Raw genomic sequence first — 5,959 nt, forward strand, 5'->3', positions numbered from 1 at the left:
GGCAAGCCCGCTCCCACGCAACTTGATTGCCCCAAGAATTTGGGGGGGCAGTACGTGGGAGCGGGCTTGCCCCGCGATGATGTTCAGGCTGGCGCTTTGCTGTGGGCGAACAGCAAATCGACAAAGCGCTCAGCCGTGGGCTGCGGTTCATGGTTGGCCAGCCCCGCGCGTTCATTGGCCTCGATGATCACGTAATCCGGCTGCTCGGCATCGCGCACCATGAAGTCGAGCCCCACCATCGGGATTTCCAGCGCCCGCGCCGCCCGCACAGCGGCATCGGCCAGCACCGGGTGCAGGCGTTCGGTCACGTCTTCCAGCGTTCCCCCGGTATGCAGGTTGGCGGTGCGTCGCACGGCCAGGCGCTGGCCGGCCGGCAGTACATGGTCGTAGCCAACGCCCGCCGCCTTGAGCGTGCGTTCGGTCTCGTCATCGAGCGGGATGCGGCTCTCGCCGCCGGTGGCGGCCTGGCGCCGACGGCTCTGGGCCTCGATCAGCGCGCGCAGGCTGTGCTTGCCGTCGCCGATCACCTGGGCCGGGTGGCGGATGGCCGCGGCCACCACCTCGTAGCCGATCACCAGGATGCGCAGGTCGCTGCCCGGGTGGAAGCTTTCCAGCAGCACGCGGCTGTCGAAGCGCCGGGCTTGTTCCACCGCCTGGCCGACGTCGTCGATGCAGGTCAGGTTCACGGCCACGCCCTGGCCTTGCTCACCGTCCACCGGCTTGACCACCACCGCGCCATGCTCGTCGAGAAACGCCAGATTGTCGTCGGCGTTGCCCGCCAGTTGCTGCGCCGGCACCTGCAGGCCGGCGTCGTGCAGCACCTGGCGGGTCAGGCGCTTGTCCTGGCACAGGGTCATGCTCACGGCACTGGTCAGGTCGCTGAGCGACTCGCGACAGCGGATGCGTCGGCCGCCCAGGCTCAGGGTGAACAGCCCGGCCGCGGCATCGTCCACCTGCACCTCGATGCCGCGGCGCAATGCTTCGTCGACGATGATCCGCGCATAGGGGTTGAGCCCGGCCTCGGGGCCGGGGCCCAGGAACAGCGGCTGGTTGATGCCGTTCCTGCGCTTGACCGCGAAGGTCGGCAGGTTGCGAAACCCCAGCTTCTGGTACAGGCGCTTGGCCTGGCGGTTGTCGTGCAGCACCGACAGGTCGAGGCAGGCCAGCCCGCGGCTCATGAAGTGTTCGATCAGGTGGCGCACCAGCACCTCGCCAACGCCGGGGCGGGTGCAGTGTGGGTCGACCGCCAGGCACCACAGGCTGCTGCCGTGTTCGGGGTCGTCGAAGGCCTTGCTGTGGTTCAGGCCCATGACGCTGCCGATCACGGCGTGGCTGTCTTCGTCTTCGGCCAGCCAGTACACCGGGCCACCGAGGTGGTGCGGGGTCAGCAGGCCGGGGTTCAATGGCAGCATGCCGCGGGCCTGGTACAGCGCGTTCACCGCTTGCCAGTCCGCCGGGCTCTGCGCACGGCGAATGCGAAAGCCGCGGAACACCCGCTGCGCCGGGCGGTAGTCGGTGAACCACAGGCGCAGGGTGTCGGACGGGTCGAGGAACAGTTGCTGCGGCGCCTGGGCCAGCACCTGCTGCGGCGCGGCCACGTACAGGGCGATGTCGCGCTCGCCGGCACGCTCTTGCAGCAAGGCGTCGGCCAGGCTGGCCGGGTCGGGGTAGGTATGCCCGATCAGCAGGCGGCCCCAGCCACAGTGCACCGCGCGGGGTTGGTCGTGGGGCTCGCTGCCGTCACCGGCCAGGCGCGCCTGCAGGCGTTCGTAGGACGGCGCCTGGCCGCGCAACAGGCGCTGGCCGTAGGCGATTTCGTGGGCTTTCATCGATCAGATTCCTTGTTCGCTGAGCCACAGGTTCAGCGCTGCCAGCTGCCACAGCTTGGAGCCGCGCAACGGGGTGAGCTGGCCATGGGGGTTGCTCAGCAGGCGGTCGAGCATCGCCGGGTTGAACAGGCCACGGTCCTGGCTGGGGTCGGTCAGCAGCTCGCGCACCCAGCCCAGGGTCGCGCCCTCCAGGTGCTTGAGCCCGGGCACTGGGAAGTAGCCCTTCTTGCGGTCGATCACTTCATGGGGGATGACCCGCCGCGCCGCCTGCTTGAGTACCTGCTTGCCGCCATCGGGCAGCTTGAAGTGCGCCGGGATGCGCGCCGACAGTTCGACCAGGCGGTAGTCGAGGAACGGGGTGCGCGCCTCCAGGCCCCAGGCCATGGTCATGTTGTCCACCCGTTTGACCGGGTCGTCGACCAGCATCACCGTGCTGTCCAGGCGCAGCGCCTTGTCCACCGCGTCCGGCGCACCAGGGCGGGCGAAATGCTCGCGGACGAAGTCGCCAGCGGCGTCGTTGTCCAGCAGCCAGGGGGCCTGCACGGTGTCGCGGTATTCGTCGTGGCTGCGGTCGAAGAAGGCTTCGCGGTAGGCCGCGAACGGGTCCTGCGCGCCATCCACCTGCGGGTACCAGTGGTAGCCGGCGAACAGCTCGTCGGCGCCCTGGCCGCTCTGCACGCCCTTGCAGTGCCTGGCTACTTCCCGCGACAACAGATAGAAGGCGATGCAGTCATGGCTGACCATCGGTTCGCTCATGGCCCGGAATGCCGCCGGCAGCTGCTCGATGATCTCGTGCTCGGCGATGCGCAACTGGTGGTGGCGGGTGCTGTAATGGCGGGCGATCAGGTCGGAGTACTGGAACTCGTCGCCGCGCTCGCCACCAGCATCCTCGAAACCGATGGAAAAGGTCGACAGGTCGTCGACCCCGGCTTCACGCAGCAGGCCGACCAGCAGGCTCGAATCGACCCCGCCGGACAACAGCACGCCAACGTCCACCGCCGCGCGCTGGCGGATCGCCACGGCGTCACGGGTGGCGTCGAGCACCCGGGTGGTCCAGCCTTCCAGGTCCAGTTCCTGCTCGTCGGGGTTGGCCCCGTAGTGCAGTCGCCACCAAGTCTGGCGCTCGACTTCGCCGTGGCGGTCGATGCGCATCCAGGTGCCGGGTTCGAGCTTCTGCACGTTGGCCAGCAGGGTGCGCGGCGCCGGCACCACGGCGTGGAAGTTGAGGTAGTGGTTGAGCGCCACCGGGTCGAGCATCGGGTCGATGTCGCCGCCCTTGAGCAGCGCCGGCAGCGTCGAGGCGAAGCGCAGGCGTTCGCCGTTGCGCGACAGGTACAGCGGCTTGACGCCGAGGCGGTCGCGGGCCAGGAACAGGCGCTGGTTGTCGCGTTCCCAGATGGCCAGGGCGAACATTCCGTTGAGCTTGGGCAGCAGCGCTGCGCCCCAGGCGTGGTAGCCCTTGAGCAGCACCTCGGTGTCGCCATCGGAGTGGAAGCGGTAGCCCAGCGCCTGCAGTTCCTCACGCAGCTCGGGGAAGTTGTAGATGGCGCCGTTGAAAGCCAGGGCCAGGCCGAGGGGGTTGTCGACCATCGGCTGCGCCGAGTTGTCGGACAGGTCCATGATCTTCAGCCGGCGGTGGCCGAGGGCGATCGGGCCCTGGCTATGGAAGCCCCAGGCGTCCGGGCCGCGGGGCGCCAGGTGGTGGGTGATGCGCTCCACGGCGGCGAGGTCCGCCGGGCGAGGGGCTTGGTCGAAGGGGGTGAAACGTAACTCTCCTGCTAATCCGCACATAAGTCCTTACCGGTTTTGCCGTTGGGGAAGGTGCCCGTAAGACGGGGCACTTAGGTAGGGACCGGGGTGGGTTGTGAGAGTTTTAGATCAATCTGTTATATGGCCTGGGTGGCCATCGCGGGGGGGGGGGGGGCCGCCAGACGGTGTGTTGGGGGGGGGTGTCTCTTGGGGAAACACCCCTCTCCTGGGGTGGTGGGGGGGGGTTCCCCTCCCCCCGCGATGCTTTGGTCATTTACCGCGAATCAACCGGCGCAACGCGAACCGGTTCGGGTGGCAGGCCTCGGCCACGGCTCGGGGCACCGGCAACGGCTCACCACTGACCCACGCCGCAATCAGCTCCCCAGACAGCGGTGCGGTGATCAACCCACGCGAGCCATGCCCGCTGTTCACATACAGCCCCTCAAGCCACGGGCAGGCGATATCCGGCACCTGCCGCGCGTCCCTGGCCAGCGCGGCATAGGCCTCATTGAACGCTCCGGTGTCCGCCACCGGCCCGACGATGGGCAGGTAGTCCGGGCTGGTGCAACGGAACGCCGCGCGACCTTGCAGTTGCTCGACAGCGAGCGTGCCGACGGCCAATCGCTCGGCCAGGTCAGTGGAAATCTCGTCCAGCAACGCCAGGTTGCCCTTGTGCTCGGCGAGGGTGGGTGTGGTGTCCTGGCTGTGGAAGTCGAAGCTGGCGCCCAGGGTGTGCTCATCGCCACGTGGCGGCGCCACATAGCCTTCGGCGCACACCACCGTTTGCAATGCCCGGCTGGCCTCGGTGGCCGGCAAGCGGGTGATCTGCCCGCGAATGCGCTTGAGCGGCAGCCCGGCGCAGGCCGGGAAGTTACGTACCTCGGCGGCACCGGCCAGCACCGCCAGCGGCGCGCTGGCCAGCAGGCGTTCGCCGTCCCAGGCCTGCCACAGGCCATCGGCCTTGCGCAGTTCGAGCACATTGGCGTGGCTGAGCAGGCGGATACGCGGATGGTCGAGTTGCGCCTGGCACAGCGCGGGCGGATGCACCCAGCCACCTTCGGGGTAGAACAGGCCGCCAGCGGGCAGGGCAACGCCGGCGACGGCTTGGGCCTGGTCGCGGTCCAGCACCTGCAGCAGGCTGCTGTCGAACGCAGCCGCCAGTTTGGCCTGGCGCTCGGCTTCTTTGTCGTCGAAGGCCAGTTGCAATACCCCGCAGCCATCCCAGGCCTGGCCGCGTTGCAGGCGCTGTAGCCAGCGGCGGGTGTAGCCAAAGCCGGCAAGGATCATCTGCGACAGCGCCGTGCCATGGGCGGACAGCTTGAGGTAGAGCACGCCTTGCGGGTTGCCCGAGGCTTCCTGCGCCGGGCCGTCGTGGCGTTCCAGTACGCTGACTTGCCAGCCGCGTGTGGCCAGGCTGGTGGCCGTGGCACTGCCGGCCAGGCCGGCGCCGATCACCAGGGCTTCGCGCGGGCCGGGTGGTGCGGCCGGGCGGGCGTACCAGGGGGCGGGCAGGGCGGCCGGTTCAGCGCTGTAGTGGCCATGCATCACCTCCCATTTCTTGCCCAGCCCCGGCACCTTCTTCATGGTGAAACCGGCCTCGACCAGCGACCGGCGAACCCAGCCGGTGGTGGTGAAGGTGCCGAGGGTGGTGCCGGCGTGCGACAGGCGTGCCAGCTGGGCGAACAGCTCGGGGGTCCACATGTCCGGGTTTTTCGCCGGGGCGAAACCGTCGAGGAACCAGGCATCGATGCGTGCGTCGAGCTGCGGCAACTGCTCCAGGGCATCGCCGATCATCAGCGTCAGGGTTACCCGGCCGCCATCGAGGCTGAACTGCTGGAAGCCTGGGTGGATGGCCACGTACTGCTCGAGCAGCGGGCCGGTGAACGCGGCGAACTGTGGCCACAGCTGCATGGCCCGCGCCAGGTCGTCACGGGTCAGCGGGTACTTCTCGACACTGACGAAATGCAGGCGGGCATCGGCATGGGCCAGCTCGTCGAACAGTTGCCAGGCGCAGAAAAAATTCATGCCGGTGCCAAAGCCGGTCTCGCCGATCACCAGGCAGGCGTGTGGCGGCAGTTCGGCGAAGCGTTGACGCAGGCGGTTCTGCTCGATGAACACATGCACGGTTTCGTCGATGCCTTCTTCCCTGGAGAAATACACATCGTCGTATTGGCGCGAGTGGGGGCGGCCCTGTTCGTCCCAGTCGATCTGGGCATGTTGCTGGAAGGTGGGCATGGGGGGCTCGGTTGCGGCGGATGGCCGATTTTAAGGCATTGGCCCCATCGCGGGGCAAGCCCGCTCCCACGTTTCCAACAGCGTGGGAGCGGGCTTGTCCCGCGATAGGGCCCGAAGCCTGACGCGCAATCCGCTAATCTTGCTAA

Annotated in this window: 3 protein-coding genes; all 3 read right to left on the reverse strand. The window is 68.3% G+C overall.

All coding sequences use genetic code 11. From position 1 onward, the window contains the following. Nucleotides 1-83 precede the first annotated feature (83 nt). On the reverse strand, nt 84-1,829 hold the full coding sequence (ngg, locus tag ACO6VM_RS10835; RefSeq protein WP_422403241.1) for an N-acetylglutaminylglutamine synthetase: 1,746 nt from the start codon (nt 1,827-1,829) through the stop codon (nt 84-86). 3 nt (nt 1,830-1,832) lie between these two features. After that, nucleotides 1,833-3,620 carry an N-acetylglutaminylglutamine amidotransferase gene (locus tag ACO6VM_RS10840; protein WP_401057708.1) on the reverse strand — a complete coding sequence of 596 codons (1,788 nt, stop codon included), beginning with the start codon at nt 3,618-3,620 and terminating at the stop codon, nt 1,833-1,835. Between the two features lie 228 nt (nt 3,621-3,848). Further along, nucleotides 3,849-5,813 (reverse strand): bifunctional tRNA (5-methylaminomethyl-2-thiouridine)(34)-methyltransferase MnmD/FAD-dependent 5-carboxymethylaminomethyl-2-thiouridine(34) oxidoreductase MnmC, encoded by a 1,965-nt coding sequence (mnmC, locus tag ACO6VM_RS10845; protein ID WP_401057709.1) that lies wholly within the window; start codon nt 5,811-5,813, stop codon nt 3,849-3,851. Nucleotides 5,814-5,959: the final 146 nt, after the last annotated feature.

The organism is Pseudomonas sp. GZD-209, assembly GCF_049310485.1.
In the GTDB taxonomy this organism is placed as follows: domain Bacteria; phylum Pseudomonadota; class Gammaproteobacteria; order Pseudomonadales; family Pseudomonadaceae; genus Aquipseudomonas; species Aquipseudomonas sichuanensis.

Coding starts and splice junctions, on each gene's coding strand:
- ngg (WP_422403241.1), bottom strand. CDS start 1,829: ATGAAAGCCCACGAAATCGCCTACGGCCAGCGCCTGTTGCGCGGCCAG.
- ACO6VM_RS10840 (WP_401057708.1), bottom strand. CDS start 3,620: ATGTGCGGATTAGCAGGAGAGTTACGTTTCACCCCCTTCGACCAAGCC.
- mnmC (WP_401057709.1), bottom strand. CDS start 5,813: ATGCCCACCTTCCAGCAACATGCCCAGATCGACTGGGACGAACAGGGC.